Source organism: Streptomyces decoyicus, from assembly GCF_019880305.1.
Taxonomy (GTDB): Bacteria; Actinomycetota; Actinomycetes; order Streptomycetales; family Streptomycetaceae; genus Streptomyces; species Streptomyces decoyicus.
This window is the reverse complement of sequence record NZ_CP082301.1, coordinates 343,722-362,077: the sequence shown is the minus strand read 5'-3', so window position 1 is coordinate 362,077 and position 18,356 is coordinate 343,722. Positions and strand designations below refer to the sequence as shown.

Here is an 18,356-nt window from a genome sequence, read left to right as displayed (position 1 = left end):
GCCTTTAGCCATCGCTGACATTAACAGGGCCCAAGGCAATGCCCGGATATGTGGCAGGTGATGACGCGTCCGGCGTCCTACGAGAGACGGGGGACGACGGACGGCGGATGGCCGGATGACGGACAGCAGACTGCGGGACGGAAGAGGATGGAAGGGGACGGGAGGGGATTGAAGAAGGAAGTCCGGGGTTCATTCACCATCTATTCATTCGCCGTCCACTCATCAACACTTCCCACTCACTTCGACGGCGGACTCTGGCGCGGTCCGGCAGGTGTATCGCCGCGCACGGCGTGCAAGTAGAGCGCCAGCGTGTCGCCCGTGAAGTACGAGCTGTAGGAGACGTCCGGGAAGTCGCCCCCGGTGTGGTAGCCCCCGATGACGCCGATCAGGGCGTAACCGGTGAAGTCCCGTACCAGGAAGGGCCCGCCGGAGGTGCCGCCGATATAGCCCGCGCAGGCGATCTCCAGGAAGTCGCCGGGGGCGGCCGGGTCGGTACTGGTGTATCGGTGCGTGGAGGAGGTGCAGTCCAGCGGCTTGGGGTGGCTGGTGTCGCTGTTGCCGGGGTAACCGATGAGCCGTACTTTCCGGTGGTCATATCCCGGGTACGGCAGGAGGTCGAAGCCGCCGGTGACCGCCTCCACCTCGGCACCGTCCTCCCGCGCCGCGAGCCGTACCACCGCGTAGTCCCAGCGGGCGCCCGCTTTCGTTCCGAGGTCGTAGTACCGCTGGTCGAGGTAGATGCGGTCGACGGGGTAGATCCCGTGCGGCTTCAGGCCGTCGTGATACTGCGGCACGAACGACAGCTGCCGCTTCGGGTCGGGGGAGCGGAGACAGTGTGCGGCACTGACCACGAGGTCGCGGTGCGGACTGCGCACGACCGTGCCGCCGCAGAACCTGCCGGTGTTGCTGCCGTCCGTCCAGAAGAAGGTTCCCACCTGGGGGAGGCCGTCGAACGGGTGGCTCGGTGGAGTGGGGCCCGCTGCCGGGGGCGGCGTCTTCGACCTCCTGGTGACGACGGCCGGTTCCGCTGCCCGCATCCGCTGCGGGGTCCAGTACGAGTCGGCCGACGCGGCCGGGAGACCGGAGCCGCCCGGTGTACCCGCGGCGTGCGCACGCGGTCCGGGCGGGAGGGCGAGCGAGAGTCCGAGAAGCAGGGGGGTGAGCAGCAGGGTGAAGCGGCCGCGTGCAGCAATCGGTCTGCTCATGATCCGGGTCCTCCCCAGGGCACGGCGTACGGAACGGTCCGAGATGCGAGGCGAGCGTGCCATGGTCCTACGCCGGGGAGGCGTATGGCGAGAGGACGGGCCGGAATTCCTGCTGGTGGTGGGCCGCGTGGGCGCCGAGTGGGCAGTGGGATGCCCGTGACGGGTCAGCCGGCGGCTGCCGGGGGTCACCCAACGCTCGGGGCATCCGGACAGCGTTCAGGCCGAGGTCAGCCCTGCCAGCCGCAGTACCGCGTCCAGTCCGCGTAGCGAGCCGGGAGCGGCCCCCGCAGGAAGCACATACGAACGCAGGCCCGCCCCGACCGCGCCGCCGTCCTTGGCGGGGTGATCGCCCACCATGAGCGTCTCGGACGGATCAGCGTCCAGCTCGCGGCAGGCGTGGTGGAACAGCAACGGGTCGGGCTTCTCGGTGTTGTGCTCGTAGGAGTGCACCCAGGCCGAGATGTACCGGTCGAGGCCGTGGTGGGCGAAGGTGGCCCGAAGGTCCCAGCCGACGTCGCTCACCACTCCCAGGGGGAGGCCGCTTCGGGTGAGGCGGGCGAGCGTGGATGCGGTGTCCGCGTAGGGCAGCCACTGTTCGGGAGCCCGTAGCTGTTCGTAGAGCGCCTCGGCGCAGGGAGCGAGCTCGGGGACCGAGGCGTACCACGTGGTGAAGGCGTGCCGGTGAGCCTTCGCGGAGACGTCCCGCGCTCGTTGGGCTTCGAGGACGTCCGGGTGGGACAGGCTGGCTTCCAGCCCGTTCAGCAGACGGTCCATCGTCGCGTCGTCCACCGGGTCCGCGAGAGCTGCCCGGATCCTGTCCTCGTACGCTCCTATCTGGAACAGCGTGCCGGAGAAGTCGAAGAGCACGGCGCGTACGGCGGCCGGGCGCGGCGCTGTCGAGGCGGCTGTGACGCGGATGGGTCCTTCGGGACCGCAGACAGGGACGAGGCTCATGCGTTCTTCCTATCGCAGTTCAGGTGCGGCGGGCCGCCGACTTCGGTCAGTGCGCAGGCAGATGCCGGGCGAAGAAGGAGTGCAGGCAGCCGCGCAGGAGGGGAACCGACACGGCGGGGTCGATGGCGCCGACCGGCTTGTTCCGGCTGTCGGCGGTCATCAGCCCGGCGGATTGCAGCTGGGGGGCGAGGGTGGCGTAGTCGGTGAACACCCCGTGCGTGGCCTGGTCGAGCTGACGCCGGCGGGTGCGGCCGTGCGGATGGGCGAGCATCGCCGACCAGGAACGCTCCAGTTCCTTCTGGTAGCGGAAGCCATCCGTGCCCAGCAGGAGCAGCGGCCGGTCCACCCCGAACCGGGCGACCGGGTACAGCTTCCCTTTCCGGCCGGGCGCCTCCGGTGGATGGTCCAGAAACCCTTCCAGGTTGACCGCAGCGACGATGCGTCGGTCCTCGTACATCGCCTGGGCCGCGGTGGTGCCGCCGGCCGAGTGCCCGTAAATGCCCGTCCGCCGCAGGTCCAGCGCACGCCCGAGGCCCTGCGGCAGCGGGCGTCGCTCCGCGTCCGGGTTCCGCCCGACGGCCAGCGCTTCCAGCTGGTTCAGCACAAAGCGGATATCCGCGATCCGGGTGTCGATCACGCTGCGGAAGATTGCCGGATCCCTCCGGGGGTCTCCTCTGAAGGCGGTGGTGCGGACCTTCTTCCTCCCCTTCGTCCGGTGGGGGAACTCGACCTCACTGGCATCGCCGGGGTGGTCGACGGTGACGACCACGTAGCCGTGGCTCGCCAGCTCTTCGGCGAGACCGGTGCCCAGGGTGCGCGGGTCGCCGCCTCCCGGGCTGTACAGCAGTACCGGCCGTCGCGCGGGCAGTGCGGGCGCGCCCGTGTGTGAATGGGTTTTGGTGGCCGCCCAGTTCACCCCGCGGGTCGGCAACTCCTTGTGGAAGAGAGGATCGACATGCGGAAGGGTCTTCGCGGCACCCTCGGTCATCTGCGGCGCGACCGGGTAACCGTGGACGGTGCGGGCCGGATGGAACACCGTGACCATCACTTCCCGAACCGGGGAGCGGCTCCCATGGGTCGCGCCGGGAGCGATCCACCAGGTGCAGTGTGGTGACCCCGGTCCGGTGCGGTCCGGTGGGTGCCGGCAACCGTACGGTGACCTCGCCGGCGGTGTGCGCCTGCGCGGGTTGTGCCTGGGGTCGTGTTGGTGCGGGTCGTGCCGGCGCGCGCCCGGTGCCCGCGAGCAGCATCGCGGCCGTCAGTAGCGCTGACTTGGTGACGGTCCGTCGGACTGCCGCGGCCGTCATCCCCTCACCGCCCGTGGTGAGATCAACCCCCTTCCCGGAGGCGGAGGTTCGGCCCGCCCGCCTGCCGTCGACCACCTTTGTGCAACATGGCTCTCCCTTGTGCCGCGGCTTCTTCCGCTGCGACGTCATCCTTGTGCCTTCCGGCGACCCCCTGGGCGAAGGAAAGGGGGCACGACCTGGATGCTGGCACCAGCGGGAAGGGCCCGCCATCGTTGAGGCCCTGCCCTGAACGATGGCGTGCTGGCACCAGGGAGAGTAGTGATCCGGATCCATTTCACGGCCGCCGACTTCGCCCACGTCCGCTTCGCGCCCCGGCCGGCTCCTTTGCAGGAGCTGAACGTGGCGCTCATGAAAATGTGCCGCCCGGACGACGAGTTGCTCTTCGGCCGCTGGAGACGATGCCTGCTCCGGTCCCTGCCTCCCGCCGTCCTGCCGCTGAGGGACCTGGTCCCTGCGGAGGTGGCCCCCGCCTTCCTCGACGTGTTCAGCGACACGCTGGAGGAGGGAGCGGACACCGTACGGGCCACGCGCCCGGCCCTGGTCCGCTCCGAGATGGAGCGCGTGTACGCCCGGCAGACGTCCCCGGCTCCGCTGTGGATCCGTGGCCTGCACCGCGGTGACGCCGGGGCCTGGCAACTCCTCGTCCGCGCGCAGCGGGCGGCCTTCGATACGGCATTGCAGCCTGTGTGGCCCGTGGTGCAGGACCTCCACCAGAGGGAATTCCTCCGCCATGCGCTGGCCGCGGCGGAGCACGGCATCGGCACCGCACTTGCCGCACTCGTCCCCGGCGCCCGGGTGCACGAGAGCGGCTGGGAGCTCGAAGCACCCTATGAGCAGGACATCGAGCTGCGCGGTCGCGGCGTGCTGCTTCTGCCCACCTTCCACTGGACCGGCCGGCCCCTCATCTCCCACCTGCCCGACCGTCCGCTGACCGTGACCTACCCGGCCGGTCCGGGGGTACCGCTCCCGCCGGCCGGGGCGGATGACACGGACGCCGCGCTCGCCGGGGTGCTCGGGCGCACACGGGTCGAGATCTTGCGCCTGCTCGCGGACGAGCACACCACCAGCGAGCTCGCCCGGAGGCTGGCCGTCAGCAATGCCACCGTGTCCGCCCACACCGCCGCGCTGCGCGGCGCGGGCCTGATCACCACGGTCCGTGCCGGGCGCGCGGTCCTGCACCGGCGCACTGCCCTGGGGAGCTTGCTGGTGCGGCGCCGGGCCGGTACGCGCAGTACGCACGGCCGACCGGATGTCCCAGGTCAGAGGCGTAGCCAGTCCGGTCCGGCCGGGGGCCATCTGGGTCCAGCCGGGTCCGGCCGATCCGGCGGTGGTGGCGACGTCTCCCGGATCCCGGATTCCGGATCCCGCAGCTCGATCACACACAGTGACCCATCGTTGCCGTCGCCGGCCGCACATCGCCGGCTCGGCGCCCGCAACCGCGCGGAGGTAACCTGAATCCACTGCTCCCGCAGCCCCGTCCCGGGGAGGTCGGATGACCGCCGCTGTGAGCCTCCGCCCCAGTAAGGCGGACGCACTTCGCTACACCCCCATCGCCGAGCACGGCCTGATCGGGGACATGCGTACGGCCGCGCTCGTCGGGACCAACGGCACCATCGACTGGTATTGCTGCACACGCTTCGACGCACCCAGTGTCTTCGCGGCGATCCTGGACGCCGACCGTGGTGGGGCCTTCGAGCTGGCCCCGGACGTACCCGCGCGGACGAAGCAGTTCTACTTCCCCGACACCAACATCCTGATCACGCGGTTCTTCGCGGACCACGGTGTCGGTGAGGTCCAGGACTTCATGCCGATCGTCGACGACTCACGCGAGGCGGACCGCCACCGGCTGATCCGGCGGGTGCTCTGTGTGCGCGGGTCGCTGCCGTTCTCCGTCCGTGTGGCACCCCGCTTCGACTACGGGCGCAGCACGCACACGGTGAGTACGCGGCAGGGCCAAACCGTGTTCGACTCCCCGGACCTTTCTCTGGCGCTGACTTCCAGCGTTCCGGTCGAGATCGACGGCCCGGACGCCACTTCCTCGTTCACGCTGGCCGAGGGGGAGACCGCGGTTTTCGCGCTCGACCGGATCGGCCAGGGGGTGGAGCCGCGGGCCTGCCCCGTGACGGAGGCGGAAGAACTGTTCGGTGCCACGGTGCGGTATTGGCGCAGATGGCTGTCGCACTCCCGCTACCGGGGGCGCTGGCGGGAGATGGTGCACCGCTCCGCGCTCACCCTCAAGCTCCTCACCTACGCCCCGACCGGGGCCATCGTGGCCGCGCCCACGACCAGCCTGCCCGAACTGGTCGGCGGCGAGCGCAATTGGGACTACCGCTATGCGTGGGTGAGAGACGCCGCGTTCTGCATCTATGCGCTGCTCCGACTGGGGTTCACCGACGAGGCCAAGGCCTTTGTGCATTTCCTGTCCGAGAACGTCGGCCTCAACGACGGTACCGACGGACCGCTTCAGATCATGTACGGCATCGACGGCCGCAGCGAACTGCCCGAGGAAGAACTCCTCCACCTGGAGGGCCACTTGGGCTCGACGCCCGTACGGATCGGCAACGACGCCGTCAACCAGCTCCAACTGGATATCTACGGGGCCCTCATCGACTCCCTCTATCTCTACGACAAATGGGGAGAGCCGCTGTCCAGCGAGCACTGGGACACCGTGGGCACCCTGGTCAACTGGGTCTGTGACAACTGGGACCAGCCGGACGAAGGGATCTGGGAGACCCGCGGCAAAACCCAGCGCTTCCTGTACGCGCAGCTGATGTGCTGGGTCGCGATCGAGCGCGCGATGCGGATCGCCACCCACCGGGGCCTGCCGGCGGATATGCCCCGCTGGGCGCATGCCCGTGACGCCATCTACCACCGGATCATGGAGCGCAGCTGGTCCGCCGAGCGGAAGGCCTTCGTCCAGCACGAGGGCGACAACGTCCTTGACGCGGCCGTCCTGATGATGCCGCTGGCCAAGTTCATCTCTCCCACCGACCCCAAATGGCTGTCCACCCTGGACGCTTTGGGCGAGGAACTGGTCTCCGACTCCCTGGTCTACCGCTATGACCCGCGCCGCAGTCCGGACGGACTGCGAGGCGAGGAGGGCACCTTCTCGATCTGCTCGTTCTGGTACGTCGAGGCGCTGTCCCGCGCCGGCCGGGTGGACGAGGCCCGGCTCGCCTTCGAGAAGATGCTGACCTACGCCAACCACCTCGGGCTGTACGCCGAAGAAATCGGCCGTACCGGCGAACAGATCGGCAACTTCCCCCAGGCCTTCACCCATCTGGGACTCATCAGCGCCGCTTTCAACCTCGACCGGGCGCTGGGCTGACGAACTCCGCTCGCCCTGACCTCCATCGACATCTCCTGAACGCGGAGAGGGGGCCCGCGGAGGCTTGCGCGCTGACGCAGAAGCACCTCAACTGGGCTAAATGGCTTGGCTCTTGATGGTTGGTCAGGGCCGAGTTTGCGGATTCCCGACAGAAGTCTTGACGTGCCGTTCACATGTGATGAACATGCATCGGGCAAGAGAGCGCTCCCATGCACTTCACTCGTTCATTTCCTGAACTAGGAGAGCTGCGATGCCCACACCCCCCACAAACGCCACGGCCCCTCGTGCGCCGAAGCCCTCACGCCGTACGGTCCTGGCCGCGATGGCGGCCGCGCTTCCCGCCGCAAGCCTCCCGGTGCTGTCCTCCCGGGCCTCCGCGGCGCCCGCCGCAGCCGCCGAGCTTCCGGGTGGGGGCGATCTCGGACCGAACGTCCTGGTCTTCGACCCCGCCACACCCAACATCCAGGGGAAACTCGACGAGATCTTCAAGCAGCAGGAGTCGGCCCAGTTCGGCAACGGGAGGTACGCGCTGCTCTTCAAGCCGGGCACGTACAACGGTCTGAACGCCCAGCTCGGCTTCTACACCGCGATCGCGGGCCTCGGTCTGTCACCCGACGACACGACCTTCAACGGTGATGTGACCGTCGACGCCGGGTGGTTCAACGGCAACGCGACACAGAACTTCTGGCGGTCGGCGGAGAACCTCGCGCTCCGTCCCGTCAACGGCACCAACCGGTGGGCCGTTGCCCAGGCGGCACCGTTCCGGCGGATGCACGTCAAGGGCGGGCTGAACCTGGCGCCCGACGGCTACGGCTGGGCGAGCGGCGGCTATATCGCCGACAGCCGTATCGACGGCTCGGTGGGCCCGTACTCGCAGCAGCAGTGGTACACCCGTGACAGTTCGGTGGGCGGCTGGAACAACGCCGTGTGGAACATGGTGTTCTCAGGGGTCGAGGGAGCCCCCGCGCAGAGCTTCCCCGATCCGCCCTACACCACCCTCGACACCACTCCGGTCTCCCGCGAGAAGCCCTTCCTCTATCTCGACGGGCCCGACTACAAGGTCTTCCTGCCCGAGAAGCGGACCAACGCCCGCGGCACCACCTGGGGGAACGGCACACCGCGGGGCGAGTCCCTTCCGCTCGGCCAGTTCTATGTGGCCAGGCCCGGCGTCGACGCGGCGACCCTCAACGCCGCGCTGTCCCAGGGCCTCAACTTGCTTCTCACACCCGGGATTTATCACGTCGACCGGGCGATCGAGGTGCAGCGCGCGAACACCGTGGTCCTGGGGCTGGGGTACGCGACGATTGTTCCGGACAAGGGGGCGACGGCCTTGAAGGTGGCCGACGTCGACGGTGTGCGGCTCGCCGGTTTCCTGATCGATGCCGGTCCGGTCAACTCCGCCACCCTGCTGGAGGTCGGCCCCGAGGGCTCCTCCGTGAGCCACGCCGCCAACCCGACGACGGTCCAGGACGTCTTCCTGCGGATCGGCGGGGCGGGCCCCGGCAAGGCGACCACCAGCATGGTGATCAACAGCAACCACACCATCGTCGATCACACCTGGGTCTGGCGCGCCGACCATGGCGACGGAGTGGGCTGGGAGACCAACCGGGCCGACTTCGGGGTCCGCGTCAACGGTGACGACGTCCTGGCCACCGGGCTCTTCGTCGAGCACTTCAACAAGTACGACGTGGAGTGGCGCGGCGAGCGCGGACGCACCGTCTTCTTCCAGAACGAGAAGGCGTACGACGCTCCCAATCAGGCAGCGGTGCAGAACGGCAACATCAAGGGGTATGCCGCGTACAAGATCGCTGACGAGGTGACCACGCACGAGGGGTGGGGCCTGGGCAGCTACTGCTTCTACAACGTGGATCCCACCATCCGCCAGGACCACGGCTTCGAGGCGCCGAACAAGCCGGGTGTGAAGTTCCACGATCTGCTCGTGGTCTCCCTGGGCGGCAAGGGCCAGTACGAGCACGTGATCAACGGCATCGGCGCTCCCACTACGGGTACCTCCACGGTGCCGTCGACGGTGGTGTCCTATCCGTGAGGCGTGAGGCGTGAGGCGTGAGGCGTGAGGCGTGAGGCCTGTGAGACGTGGGCCCCGAGCCGTGAGTCCCGGTTCGTGGGCCGTGGCCCCGGTTGGTGATTGCTGATCCGGGCCGCGGCCCGGATCCCTATCCGGGTCCCCATCCGGTTCCGTGAGCCGCGCTTCGTGATCCCTGGTCTGCGACTTCAGGAGCCCTCGGATCCCCTGCCCCCGACCGCCCCCTGGGCCCCTCTCCGTCTCCATCCGGCACCGGCCGGTGGTACCGGGCCAGGGGGCCGTTGCGGTCGGGCCGGCTGTCCGGCCTACGGTAGGGCGCGCATCTGTTGAGCCTGGAGAGTCATGACCATCGAAGAATCCGCCTTCCGAGGGCGGATGCCTGCCCGGCCCGGTGACCTGGCGGTCGAGCGGCACGGTATCGATCCGGTGCCCGAAAGCAACCGCTACGGAAGGTCTGCCCGGCTTTTCACCGTGTGGTTCGCCCCCAACCTCACCATGACCGGAGTGTTCTCCGGTACCGTGGGCGTCTCCCTGGGGCTGGATTTCTGGACGGCTCTCACGGCCATGGTGCTCGGCACGATCGCCGGCGCGGTACCGGCCGCGTACCTCGGTACCTGGGGCAGCCAGACCGGGACCGGCCAGCTGCCGCTGGCGCGACTGGCCTTCGGCCGTGGAGTGGCGCTGCCCGGCATCATGCAGTGGCTCTCCTCCGTCGCCTGGGACGCGCTCATCGGCCTCTTCGGCGGCGAGGCGCTGGCCCAGCTGCTCGGCTGGCCGTTCTGGCTGGGCGCGCTGGTGGTCCTGCTCCTCCAGGGAGCCGTCGGTGTCTTCGGCTACGAGGCGCTCCATCAGCTCCAGACGGTGATGACCTTCGTGCTGGGCGCCGCTTTCCTGGTCCTGAGCGTCAAGCTGCTGTCCGGAGTGCCGCTTCCCGTATCGAGCTCCGCGCACGGTGCCGACCGTCTCGGCGCCTTTGTCCTGACCAGCACCATCGCACTCAGTCTGGCGATCTCCTGGGCCCCCTACGCCTCGGACTTCAGCCGCTACCTGCCCCGTACGACGTCCCGGCCCCGGATGTTCGGGTACTCCGTGCTCGGCATGGTGCTCTCCTTCGCCTGGGTGCAGGCGCTGGGGCTGTGGGGAGCCGAGCTCTTCACCGACCAGACGGCCGCCGGGGTGCACGGGCTGCTGGGCGGCGGGGTGCTCGGCGCCTTCGGCCTGCTGGCCATCGCGGCCGCCGCGGTGTGCAGCAACGCCATGAACGACTACAGCGGCTCGCTGGCGCTCCAGACGGCCGGCATACGGGTCCCCCGGCCGCTCGCCGCGGCGGCAGCGGCCGTACTCGGCTTTCTGCTGGTGCTGTGGATGCACGCCGCGGACACCACGACGCGCTTCCAGAACCTGTTGTTGTTCGTGGGCTACTGGATCCCCGGTTTCGTCGGCATCGTCCTCGTCGACGCGAGGCTGCGCGCCAAGGCCCGCCGCGGTGCGCCGATCGACGTCGAGGCCGAGTTCGCCCGCCCCCAGCCGTGGTGGCCCGCGTGTGCCGCCTTCGTCGTGGCGTTCGCGGCGGCCGTGCCCTTCATGGACACGACCCTGTTCGTCGGCCCCGTCGCGGCCGCACTCCATGGTGCCGACCTTGCGTACTACGTCGCGTTCGTTGTCTCTGTCGCCATATACGCACCTTTGCGGAGTTTTGCGGCTGCTCGTGCGGCCCGGACGTCCGAGCCGGCCGTGACTGCGCCGCGCGCTTGAACCCTTCGCGTACGACCGCTGGACCGAGGGATGTAGTCCCTGGCCGCGACAGGTCATGCCGCAGGAGGGTTTGCCGGGCCGTTCGTGTCGGGTGCGCCGGGGTGCGGCTTCATCGTCGGTGCCGCGGGCACACGTAGCTCTCGGAGAGCGCGGGGTACGGCGGTCCGGTGCCCGACCGGTACGTCCGGTCGGGGCGAGGTGTCGTCACCGGGCCCGGTTCGATGCGCACGGACGATTCCGGCGGACGCACCCGGACGTCCCTCCCGCTGATCGTGAAGGGAGAGCTGATGGCTACGACCTGCGGCATGACGACGCCGGTTCGGGGCTCCGTATGGCGGGCCTGGGGGAGAGCGCTGCTCGGCGGTGCGGTGATGGCGTGTGCGCTGGGGGCGGGCAATGCGCTGGGGGAGGCGCTTGCGCGGCTGCTCGGCGCCGAAGGCTATCTGCGGCAGTTGCTGCCTGCCGCACTGGTCAGTGCGCTGGCCGTCCCGGCCGTACTGGGCTTACGGGCCATGCGGTCAACCAGGCGTTGCCCCATGGGCCTTGGGCCCCGTTCCTCGGCGCCCCTCGGTTTCCTGCGCGGCCTGGCCGTCACCGCCTCGTGTGCCGCCCTCGCGCTGGGGGCCGGTACGGCCCTCGGGTGGGTCCGCTGGTCCGCCCTTGACCCGGCAGCACTCGCCTCGTTCCTGGTGGGCAACGCCTTGGTGGCCGTGCTGCTGGAGGCGCTGCCGGAGGAGGCGACGCTGCGTGGCTACGCCTGGGCCTCGTTGCGCGACCGGCTCGGCGGGGTGATCTCGGCACTGGGGACGACAGCGGTCTTCCTGCTGGTGCCGGCGGCATCCACCGTGGCGCAGACCGGAGTGTCCCGTCTCGTGGGCGTGGCGGCTCCGCCGATGGGTCTTACTCCCGCAGGTCAGGATCCGATCGCCTATCTGGTGCTGCTCTCGGTCTTCGGTCTCACGCTGCTGGCCGCACGGACGGCGCCGGGGTCCGCGCCCCTATGGGTGGCGATCGGCACACATGTGGCCTTCCTCAGTGTCAACCGCGTCGTGTTCGAGGGCGTACAGCGTGGCGCAGGCTGGTCGGCGAAGGTTGCCCCGGCCCACGCCGCGGTGCTCGAACTGGGATATCTGGCGGCCACGGCGATGGTGTTCGTCGGCGCGCGGGTCGTGTCGTCGTGGGTGCGGGTGTGGGTGCGGGTGCGGGTGCGGGCGCAGCGACGCGGGCCGGGACGCCCGGCCGCGGCGACGACACACAGCGCGGGCGTCTGGACAGGGGCCGGCCCGCGACTCGTCCCGGCCGGCCGGGAGTGGCCCTCGGCCGTCGGCCGGGAGTGGCCGTCAGCCGTCGGCCGGGAGTGGCCGTCACATGACCGAGGGGCGCGCATCATTCGACGTGGTGACGTTTGACGGCTGTAGGGTTGTTTGCCCGCATTTGAATGGATAGGGGCGGATCTGGTCGGTCAAGTGGTGTCGAGCCCGGCGCGGGAAGGTGGCGCCGGGCCGCTTCGCGTAAGGCTGCCGGATATTCGCCCTTTTCTGCCGTGCAACGACGGGAAGAGGGCAGCCCCTACCCGTCGGCCCACGAAGGAAACCGGGGAAATGCCCGATTGCTCGCGGCGGATTCGGGCACCCGACTGTCCGGAGGATGATGACGGTGGTGCCGCTTTTGCCGCTGCTGCTTCTCGCGCTGATCTTTTCGGCGCCGGAGGGGCACGGCAGGTCTTAGGGCGTGGCGGCGGCCGTACTCACTGTCCAGCTGCCGGGTCGGCGTGAGGTGTTCCACAGCACTCCGCTTGACCATGTCCGTTCGGGACAGGCGCGGGGTCGGTCTTTCCACCGTTACGGCGAAGAAACCATTTCGCCGGACCTCGGAGATTTGGGATTGGTGGCCCGGGAAGAGGGCACGCTTTCCGGCCTGAAGGCAAGACGACGCGATCTGAGGTGAGCTTTATCATGAGCACCGCCGAGGCTCCGCACACCAATACGGCGTCGCCGGTGCTGGAGCTTCAACTCGACTGCCATTCCGAAGCAGTCGGGCCCGCACGGCACCTTGCATCCGGCTTCCTGGAGCAGCTGGAGCCCTCCGTGGAAAGGGAAACCAGAGAGGAGGTGATCCTTGTCGTCTCCGAACTGGTTACCAATGCGGTACGGCACGCGGGCGGAAAGACCTGTACCTTGCGGCTGCGGGCCGGCCCGGAGTCGGTGGTGGTCACCGTAGGCGATTCCAGTCCTGTTCTTCCCCGTCCCCGTACCCCCGACGTCACCGGAGAGGGCGGAGGGTTTGGATGGTCGATGGTCTGCCGCATCGCGTCCGCCGTGGAGATCAGGCGAGAACAGGCCGGTAAAACCGTGAGCGCGACAGTCCCCCGCCAGGGGCGCGGCACAGAGTGACCGGCCAGGCCGCGGCCGATGAGCCACGGCCTGAGAACACGAGCCGTCCGCCACGGCGGACACCCGGGCCGGCCAACTGGTCTGATGATGACGCGGTGGATACCGACCCCGCGGCCGCCCGAATTTCCCTCGCCACGGCAGGACTTCCGTAAAGCGAGCGAACTCTTTCCCCTACTTGACGAACTCACCCTTTCAGTCAAGGGATGTCAGGGGGCGTCAGGAAAGAGGCGGCGGCCGACCGAAACCATCGGCTTCCCGGGGATCAAGAAGTGGCGTCCGGCCACGGAACCTGAGTCGCGGTCGGGGCCGTGTAGTCGATTCCCGGTACCGCAAAACCGTAGAGGCGCTGGACCTCGGCGTGGAACCAGTCGAGATCGGCGAGGCGGGTAATGGTCTCGGTGGTGGCCGAGTCCCACCTTTCGGTGACGGCGGCCTGGACCGCGCTGTTGAGTTCCCAGCCGTCGAGACGGACCCGGCCGTCCTCATCCGTGTCGAGCGGCCGGACGCCGGTCAGCTGGTCCCACAGGTCGGACAGCTGCGCAATCGGCGGCACCAGAGCCTCGCCGAGCACGCCGCGCAGCAGACCGACGTAGAGGGCGATTCCGGGGATGGCGGTGGAGGACTGCGTGACCGCGGCCCCGTTGACGGAGGTCACCGCGCGGCCGCCGACCAGCTTGTCCAGGCGCTCGTCGAGAGTGCGGGCGGTCGCTTCGAGATGGGCCTTGGCCGCGCCGATGGTGCCCTGCCGGTAGATCCCGTCCGTCAGCGGGGAACCGATGTACGACAGAGCGGCGGTGGAGAATCCGTCGGCGAGCAGATCGCGGTCGGCGAGATGATCGATCCACCGCTCCCAGTCCGCGCCACCCATCACCGCAATCGTCTGCTCGACGTCATCGCCCTCGGCCGGCTGCGTCTCCACCTCCTTGACCTCCGGAGTCCCGTCCCCGTCGAAGACGAGGGTCTTGGTGCAGTAGGCCTCGCCGATGGGCTTGAGGGCCGAGGCGTAGGTGATACCGGTTTCCGGGTCGGTGCGTCGCGGTGAGGCAACCGAGTAGATCAAGTGGTCCAGGCGGCCGAAGCGCTGGCGGAGGAGGTCTGCGACCTGATCCTTCATCTCGTCGGAGAAGGCGTCGCCGTTGAGGAACACCATGTCGTGGCCGTTCCGCCGGGCGAGTTCGGCGGTGGCGGCGGTGCGGTACCAGCCGGCCGTGGCCGTGCGCCGCTCGGTAGGGGCCTTCTCGAAGCAGACGCCGATGCCGCGGATCCCCGCACGGGCGAGTCCGGCGATCGTCGCGGCCAGCCCGTAGCCGGCCGACGAGCCGACGACGAGGGCCACCGGCGCGCTGTCCGGCACACGGGCGGGCGAGGGGGCGGCCTCCCACATGTCCTGCACCAGGCGCTCGCAGCCGGCCGGGTGGGAGTCGAGGAAGAGGAAACCCCGGCTTCGCGGAGTGATGACACGTTCGCTCATGACGCACGTCCTTCAGGTCGTCGCGGAGGAGGCGGGCCGTCACCGGAGCACGCACCGCCCCTGCAAGTCTGCGACCCCATACCTCCCCATGATCGTCTTGGCGGCCACAGTATTGGAGTGACGCATTTGGAGGTTTTCCCTCACGTCGAGCGGAGAGGAGCCTGCCGCTGCGCGGGCCCTGGCCCGCCGTCACACCGGCGGCCGTCCGCGGAGCCCGCCTCCGGACCGGACGCCCCGGCTCCGTACACTCACTGGATGCTTCCCGGACGTACCCCTTCCCCTGATGCCGCCATGTTCCCCTTCGGCAAGCAGCGGATGCGCCGAACCATGCCCGGCGCCATCGTCGCTCTCGCCCTCGGTCTGTCGATGCCGATCTCCTGTGTGGTCTACGGATACGGCGTCGGGACCTGGGTGTTCGCGGTGCTCTGGTTCCTGGTGTTCGGCGCGGCCGGGATGTTCATGGGCTGGGTCGGGTGGTCGGACCGCGACGCGTACCTGGCGTTCGACGCGACCGGCGTGTGGTGGTGGCACAACAAGACGGCGCACGCGGTCATCCCGTGGGACTCCCTCGACAGCGTGGGTCTGTTCCTGTGTCACCAAGGGCCGGACAACTCGGGGCACCGGCTGGCGAGTCTCGAACTGTGCCCCACCGGCGGGGTGCAGGAGCACGACCCGGCACTGGCCCCGCTCATCGTCGAGGAGCAGTCCGGTGTGCCGGGCGTAGCCGACCGCCGCTACCGCATCGGCATCCCCGTGTTCGCCACCCGCCACTACGGCCAAGCGCTGGTCGAGGCCGCCCGCTCCCGCGCCGCACACCGTTGGTTCGGCGAACACGAGCGCGCCACGGGGTACCTGCGTCAGCAGGATCTCATCAGCTAGGACCGGGCCCGCACTTCGTGGACGGGATGGCCACCGGCCGCCCGCTGAGGGCAGGCAGCTCTACGCGGCCAACTCCGGTGCGTGATGCAGCAGCAGCCGCTCGCCGAGCAGCACCGCGCATGCCCCGACGCTCAGCAGACCGCCGACGAGGAAGGCGCCCCGCACGTCGGCGAGCGGCAGGACCAGTCCCCCGAGCGCGGCGCCCGCCGCGATACCGGCGTTGTAGGCACCGGAGTTCGCCGCGAGTGCGATATCCGTGCGGCCCGGTGCGCAACGCAGCATCTCGTTCTGGGTGGTCATGAACACCGGCCCGAGTGCACCGCCCATCAGCACCAGGAACGCCACCGCCGCCACTTGACCGGTCCCGGCCGCGTACAGGCCGAGCATGCCCACCGCCTGGGTGGCGACGGCAGTGGTCAGCGCGGCGCGCGGAAAGCGGTCCAGCAGCGCTCCGGTGATGCTCACCCCGGCCAGACACGCCACTCCGAAAGCCACGAACAGGGCGCTGACCGTGCTCGGGGGGAACCCGCTCACGTGGCCCAGGAACTTGACGATGTAGGTATCTCCCGCGAACGCGCCGGTAGCGGACAGGGTTCCGGCTGCCGGCACGGTGCCGAACCGGGGGGCGTCGGGATTTGTTCCGTGGGCGGCGCGTTCTTCTTCCGGACGCGAGGTCGGCAGCAGAACGGCGATCGTCACCAGGGCGACGAGTCCCAGAGCCGCCGGAATGGCGACTGGTACCTGCCAGTCGCTCCGCCGGCCCAGCCAGGTTGCGGCGGGAACACCCAGCACGAGGGCGAGCGAACCGGCGACGGACAGTGCGCCGATCACACGCCCGCGGACCTCGGGGGCGAACAGGCCCGCCGCTACCGGCCCCATCACGGCCCAGAACAGCGCCTGGGCGAGCGCGGTCAGCAGCCGCGCCGCGAGCAGCAGCCAGTAGGAGGTCGCCGACGCCGCCACCAGACTGGACACGACCAGCGCAGCCAGTAGCCCCGTGAGCACACGCCGTCGGGGTACTGCCCGCATGACGTGGGCGAGTGGCAGCGACGCGAGGGCCACCGTCACGCCGTAGCCGGTGACCAGAAGGCCGACCGCTGACACCGACACCCGAAGGCTTTCGGAGATGAGCTCCAGGAGGCCGACCGGCAGGTTCTCCGCGGTGTTGAAGGTGAACGCGGCCAGCATCAGGGCTACGAGCACCACCGGCCTGTGCCACGGATCCGGTCGCGTCGTGACCTTACGGTCTCTTCCCGACCTCGCCGGTTGCGCCTGCTCCGTGGCACCGTCCATGGGGTACCTCACCGGGCTCACCGGTCCCGCCGCAACCGAATTCCTCTGCCGTGCCGCGGGCGAAGGGGGAGGTTCAAAGGATCAAGCATGGCCTTCGAGGCCGCCCCGTTCACCCTGGCAGCGCGGTCGGCTCGGCCGGTAGCCCGGTTCAGGGGCAGCGGATGATGCGTGCCAACCAACTCCCCGCCATCGCTGATGATCTCAACGATTCCGGAACGGAAGAAGGCAGCGAAGTGACCCGTTGCGCAAGGCCTCCTTCCTGCGGAGAAGGGGATTCGCCTCGCGCGAAGCGGAGCGTGATGAAACCGATAGCAAGCAATGTGTGAAGAGGATGTGAGAGTCGGTGTGATGCGTGGCACACTCCCTTCACCGGTCGCGAGCGATGAGGGGGGCGGGCGGGGTGCAGCGGATTCCTGTGCGGTTCGGGGCGGAGTTACGTCGGCGAAGGATTGAAGCGGGGCTGTCGCTGGGAGAACTGGCGACTCTGATTTGCTTTTCCAAAGGGCACTTGAGCAAGATCGAGCGCAGTGTGAAGGCGCCCAGCCACGATCTTGCCCAGTTATGCGACAGTGCCCTCAATGCCGGAGGGCACCTCAGCAGCCTGATTTCCGCACCTGAGCGCGGCTCTGCCGTGGTGCCCGTTGCGGAAGCGGATATCGGTACGCCCTGGACCTTGCGTATGCGCGCCGGCGGCCAGAGCGACTTCGTGGCATTCGACCAGGCATCGCTCGGCGCCAGGGCCATGCCCTCCACCCTCGTGAGTTGGTCGCTGGCGCCCCCGCTCCTCGAAAGCGGGGAGACGAATTCGGCCGTGCCGTACTTCCGCAATATCTTCGACGAGTTCCGCCGGATGGGGCAGCTCTTCGGGCCGTCCGTGGTCGCCCAGCTCTGCATCGCGGCCACCAGTGCCCTGCGGGGCATGGCACATCAGGCGCAGCCGGGCCACCGCGAAGTCGTGCTCCGGCTCGCCTCCCGGTTCGCCGAGTACACCGGGTGGATGGCGCAGGAGGCGGGCAGCGACGCGGCGTCGCTGTGGTGGACCGAGCAGGCGGTCCAGCTGGCCGCGGACGGCGGTGACGACGAGCTGGCCGCGTACGCCCTGGTCCGACGGGCGGAACTGGCCCTGTACACCGGTGATTCGGTGGCCACCATCCAACTGGCCCGGCGGGCCGGACAGCAGGCCCGCAGCGCACGCATCCGCGGGCTCGCCGCGCAGCGGGAGGCGCAGGGACACGCACTGGTGGGTGACCGCGACGCATGCCGCCGCGCTCTCGACCGCGGTGCGGAACTGACCTCCGGCGCGGCGCCCCCGGGCGGCGTGGACCCGGTCCTCGGCAGTATCCATCTGCCGGATCTGACGGCCTTCGTCGCCGGCTGGTGCATGCACGACCTCGGCTCCCCGGGAGAGGCGGTCACCCTGCTCGGGGACGGTCTGGACGCCATTCCGCCGGAATCCCGTCGGGCCAGGGCCCGATATGGCGCCCGGCTCGCGCTTGCACTGGCGAACGTCGGTGAAATCGAACAGGCCTGTGCGATCGCCGAATTGGTCGCCGGCCATGTTGCCCTCATCGACTCGGCCACCATCCGTGCCGATCTTCTGCGCCTGAGCCGTGCGCTCAATCGTTGGCCAAAGAATCCCACCGTCCGTCGGACCCTGCCGCATATCGCGAGGGGTCTGCATGCCAACCGGACCGGGCCGGAAACTCCGGCCTGACTGCTCACCCATC

General features: G+C 69.3%; 13 protein-coding genes. 8 read left to right on the top strand and 5 right to left on the bottom strand.

Features of this window, described 5'->3' with window-relative positions:
- Nucleotides 1–236: 236 nt before the first annotated feature.
- The 3 genes from K7C20_RS01610 to K7C20_RS01600 all read right to left on the bottom strand — a co-directional run bounded on the left by K7C20_RS01610 (nucleotide 237) and on the right by K7C20_RS01600 (nucleotide 3,204).
- Nucleotides 237–1,205 (bottom strand): trypsin-like serine peptidase, encoded by a 969-nt coding sequence (locus tag K7C20_RS01610; RefSeq protein ID WP_053209465.1) that lies wholly within the window; start codon nucleotides 1,203–1,205, stop codon nucleotides 237–239.
- A 216-nt stretch (nucleotides 1,206–1,421) separates the two neighbouring features.
- A complete protein-coding gene (locus K7C20_RS01605; protein WP_048828495.1) occupies nucleotides 1,422–2,159 on the bottom strand; it encodes an HAD family hydrolase in 738 nt (245 codons plus the stop codon).
- A 46-nt stretch (nucleotides 2,160–2,205) separates the two neighbouring features.
- On the bottom strand, nucleotides 2,206–3,204 hold the full coding sequence (locus K7C20_RS01600) for an alpha/beta hydrolase family protein (protein ID WP_342452581.1): 999 nt from the start codon (nucleotides 3,202–3,204) through the stop codon (nucleotides 2,206–2,208).
- Nucleotides 3,205–3,814: 610 nt separating this feature from the next.
- Between K7C20_RS01600 and K7C20_RS01595 the strand changes: the two genes are divergently transcribed.
- The 6 genes from K7C20_RS01595 to K7C20_RS01570 all read left to right on the top strand — a co-directional run bounded on the left by K7C20_RS01595 (nucleotide 3,815) and on the right by K7C20_RS01570 (nucleotide 12,986).
- A complete protein-coding gene (locus K7C20_RS01595; RefSeq protein WP_342452582.1) occupies nucleotides 3,815–4,921 on the top strand; it encodes an ArsR/SmtB family transcription factor in 1,107 nt (368 codons plus the stop codon).
- Nucleotides 4,922–4,958: 37 nt separating this feature from the next.
- Nucleotides 4,959–6,794, top strand: a complete 1,836-nt coding sequence (locus K7C20_RS01590) for a glycoside hydrolase family 15 protein (protein WP_030074959.1) — start codon at nucleotides 4,959–4,961, stop codon at nucleotides 6,792–6,794.
- 250 nt (nucleotides 6,795–7,044) lie between these two features.
- Nucleotides 7,045–8,841: a hypothetical protein gene (locus K7C20_RS01585; RefSeq protein WP_053209466.1), complete on the top strand. Its 1,797-nt coding sequence runs from the start codon at nucleotides 7,045–7,047 to the stop codon at nucleotides 8,839–8,841.
- Nucleotides 8,842–9,180: 339 nt separating this feature from the next.
- Nucleotides 9,181–10,593, top strand: coding sequence for a purine-cytosine permease family protein (locus K7C20_RS01580; RefSeq protein WP_078953285.1), 1,413 nt, complete (start codon nucleotides 9,181–9,183; stop codon nucleotides 10,591–10,593).
- Between the two features lie 287 nt (nucleotides 10,594–10,880).
- Nucleotides 10,881–12,002, top strand: a complete 1,122-nt coding sequence (locus tag K7C20_RS01575) for a CPBP family glutamic-type intramembrane protease (RefSeq protein WP_246655287.1) — start codon at nucleotides 10,881–10,883, stop codon at nucleotides 12,000–12,002.
- 546 nt (nucleotides 12,003–12,548) lie between these two features.
- Nucleotides 12,549–12,986 carry an ATP-binding protein gene (locus K7C20_RS01570; protein ID WP_078953289.1) on the top strand — a complete coding sequence of 146 codons (438 nt, stop codon included), beginning with the start codon at nucleotides 12,549–12,551 and terminating at the stop codon, nucleotides 12,984–12,986.
- A 262-nt stretch (nucleotides 12,987–13,248) separates the two neighbouring features.
- Here K7C20_RS01570 and fabV read toward each other — a convergent pair whose 3' ends face one another.
- Nucleotides 13,249–14,457 carry an enoyl-[acyl-carrier-protein] reductase FabV gene (fabV, locus tag K7C20_RS01565; protein WP_030074966.1) on the bottom strand — a complete coding sequence of 403 codons (1,209 nt, stop codon included), beginning with the start codon at nucleotides 14,455–14,457 and terminating at the stop codon, nucleotides 13,249–13,251.
- Between the two features lie 255 nt (nucleotides 14,458–14,712).
- On the opposite strand from fabV, the gene K7C20_RS01560 reads away from it, so the two are divergent.
- Nucleotides 14,713–15,336 (top strand): hypothetical protein, encoded by a 624-nt coding sequence (locus K7C20_RS01560; protein WP_150127262.1) that lies wholly within the window; start codon nucleotides 14,713–14,715, stop codon nucleotides 15,334–15,336.
- A gap of 60 nt (nucleotides 15,337–15,396) precedes the next feature.
- On the opposite strand, the gene K7C20_RS01555 is transcribed toward K7C20_RS01560, so the two are convergent.
- On the bottom strand, nucleotides 15,397–16,524 hold the full coding sequence (locus tag K7C20_RS01555) for an MFS transporter (protein WP_107083429.1): 1,128 nt from the start codon (nucleotides 16,522–16,524) through the stop codon (nucleotides 15,397–15,399).
- A 505-nt stretch (nucleotides 16,525–17,029) separates the two neighbouring features.
- On the opposite strand from K7C20_RS01555, the gene K7C20_RS01550 reads away from it, so the two are divergent.
- Nucleotides 17,030–18,343, top strand: a complete 1,314-nt coding sequence (locus K7C20_RS01550) for a helix-turn-helix domain-containing protein (RefSeq protein WP_160328733.1) — start codon at nucleotides 17,030–17,032, stop codon at nucleotides 18,341–18,343.
- Nucleotides 18,344–18,356 lie beyond the last annotated feature (13 nt).

What these genes read in the sequence shown, in the direction of transcription:
- K7C20_RS01580 (WP_078953285.1), top strand. Translation starts at nt 9,181, where the DNA reads ATGACCATCGAAGAATCCGCCTTCCGAGGGCGGATGCCTGCCCGGCCC.
- K7C20_RS01590 (WP_030074959.1), top strand. Translation starts at nt 4,959, where the DNA reads ATGACCGCCGCTGTGAGCCTCCGCCCCAGTAAGGCGGACGCACTTCGC.
- K7C20_RS01560 (WP_150127262.1), top strand. Translation starts at nt 14,713, where the DNA reads ATGCTTCCCGGACGTACCCCTTCCCCTGATGCCGCCATGTTCCCCTTC.
- K7C20_RS01610 (WP_053209465.1), bottom strand. Translation starts at nt 1,205, where the DNA reads ATGAGCAGACCGATTGCTGCACGCGGCCGCTTCACCCTGCTGCTCACC.
- K7C20_RS01595 (WP_342452582.1), top strand. Translation starts at nt 3,815, where the DNA reads ATGAAAATGTGCCGCCCGGACGACGAGTTGCTCTTCGGCCGCTGGAGA.
- K7C20_RS01575 (WP_246655287.1), top strand. Translation starts at nt 10,881, where the DNA reads ATGGCTACGACCTGCGGCATGACGACGCCGGTTCGGGGCTCCGTATGG.
- K7C20_RS01570 (WP_078953289.1), top strand. Translation starts at nt 12,549, where the DNA reads ATGAGCACCGCCGAGGCTCCGCACACCAATACGGCGTCGCCGGTGCTG.
- K7C20_RS01585 (WP_053209466.1), top strand. Translation starts at nt 7,045, where the DNA reads ATGCCCACACCCCCCACAAACGCCACGGCCCCTCGTGCGCCGAAGCCC.
- K7C20_RS01555 (WP_107083429.1), bottom strand. Translation starts at nt 16,524, where the DNA reads ATGCTGGCCGCGTTCACCTTCAACACCGCGGAGAACCTGCCGGTCGGC.
- K7C20_RS01600 (WP_342452581.1), bottom strand. Translation starts at nt 3,204, where the DNA reads ATGGTCACGGTGTTCCATCCGGCCCGCACCGTCCACGGTTACCCGGTC.
- K7C20_RS01605 (WP_048828495.1), bottom strand. Translation starts at nt 2,159, where the DNA reads ATGAGCCTCGTCCCTGTCTGCGGTCCCGAAGGACCCATCCGCGTCACA.
- fabV (WP_030074966.1), bottom strand. Translation starts at nt 14,457, where the DNA reads ATGAGCGAACGTGTCATCACTCCGCGAAGCCGGGGTTTCCTCTTCCTC.